This is a genomic window from Candidatus Kurthia intestinigallinarum (assembly GCF_003991225.1).
GTDB classification, from domain to species: domain Bacteria; phylum Bacillota; class Bacilli; order Bacillales_A; family Planococcaceae; genus Kurthia; species Kurthia populi.
The window spans coordinates 1-1,660 of the sequence record NZ_JTFC01000141.1 but is presented as its reverse complement, the minus strand read 5'-3'; the positions used below and the strand labels follow the sequence as shown (position 1 = coordinate 1,660).

The 1,660-nt window shown below is 33.7% G+C and carries 2 protein-coding genes and 1 pseudogene; all 3 read left to right on the top strand.

Features of this window, described 5'->3' with window-relative positions:
* The coding region (locus tag QI30_RS20680; RefSeq protein ID WP_158621095.1) for a hypothetical protein at positions 1–381 on the top strand (381 nt) is incomplete at its 5' end.
* Positions 382–542: 161 nt separating this feature from the next.
* Entirely contained in the window at positions 543–1,379 is an 837-nt protein-coding gene (locus QI30_RS19230; protein WP_126992104.1) for a hypothetical protein, read from the top strand.
* 78 nt (positions 1,380–1,457) lie between these two features.
* A pseudogene (locus QI30_RS19225) lies at positions 1,458–1,660 on the top strand (hypothetical protein); the annotation flags it as partial.

The window sequence follows — 1,660 nt, the reverse complement described above, 5'->3', positions numbered from 1 at the left end:
AAAAAGCCGACAATCATGCAGCCTTCTATTCCCGTGAAGAAAAATGATATGGACTTCGGTTACTCAGCTCCTACAAAACAGGACGAGCAGATAGTAGCTGTTGAAGCACCTACTCCTGTGGTCGTTGAAAAAGAGGTAACAAAAATTGAACCAGCTCAGCCACGTAAAAAGCTTGGCGTTGGGAAAGCCAACAGCACAAAAAGCTTAAAAGTACCAACTGTCATTCACAGTGAAATCAACTTGCTAGGCTCTTTCATGGATGAGGGGAAAACGTATGTGATTTTGCAGAAACTGATTGATAGTTATGTGAAGAACGAGCTAACGGATCGCCAGCAGCGTCAGTTTGAATTTATGGTTGAAGCGTTTCATGAGGAGAAATAATAAAACAAAAAAGAGAACGCGTGTACCAAGCGACACGAGCTCTCTTTATCTGATACGCTAACGCGTGTACCAAGCGACACGAGTTAAACGTTTCTTTATTAATTTATATTCCCATTATGTCAAAAAAATATACATTTTGTCAAGAACGGAGGTGTAATTCAATGCAACCTATACATGAACAAGCAACTACAAATTTACTTATTTGCTTTGATGAAAGCGGTAAAAACAGTAGCGATCCCATTCAATTAATGGGTGCACTTTCAATTCCACTTAACATATATATGCATCCAAACTTTAATACTTTCCATGCATTAAATCAAGAATTTTCATTTCATTGGACGAAATATGGTGGAGATTCAAAAATTGCTAAAGGCATTGAACAGTTATTTGAACAAGCACTTCCTTTAGCTGAATACATGAACTTCAATATGATTCGATATGCTAGTTCTGTTCTAAATTCGCAAGCTCAAAATGTTTTTAAAGACATATATAAACCTAAAAAAACTATTGTAGATAAAACTATTTATACAAAACTCCCTGAGCGTATTTGCTATGGTTTAGTTAGAGGTTATGGTGTACACAATGATGTACAGGCAAAAATTTTGATTGAGGAATCTTCTGAATATCATTCACGAAATCTGGATTCAATGTTAAAAGAAGCTTTAAATATACATTCATTATATCGTGGAGAAAACTTTGTCATTACAGAGTGTGGTTATCGTAGCAAAGGTGAAGAGATAGGCATTGAATTTATCGATATCTTTTTAGGTATAGTTGGGATTATCCTGACATGTCCTTCATACAAGGAAATATCCGGTAAAAAACAAGCAAAGGTTGAATTGGTCTTAAAATTATTAAAACAGAATAAGTTACAGCCATTTCTTAAAAACTTACGTTTATTCGAGCTGCAACAATTCAATCAATTAATCGAAGCAAATGTAGAGGCAAGTATTAAACTTTTCATTGCTAAAAATTACGAAGAATTCATCTCACTTTAGACACTGTTTTAAAATAATTCGTAAAACCCAACTATTTTAGATCCTTCTCAAATTATAATAAGAATAAGGTGCTTAATTATGGAAAATAAACAAATAAAATCAAAAAATCGTGTGGTCGATCATGGCGAAGTTTTAACACCTGATTGGTTAGTTGATGATATGTTGGATTTAATTCCATTAGACGCATCTAAAATTAGTAGTCGATATTTAGAAAATAGTTCTGGTGAAGGTGCTTTCCTTCTTGGAATATTAAAAAGAAAGTTAGATATTGTTTTTGAAAC

Coding starts and splice junctions, on each gene's coding strand:
- QI30_RS19230 (WP_126992104.1), top strand. CDS start 543: ATGCAACCTATACATGAACAAGCAACTACAAATTTACTTATTTGCTTT.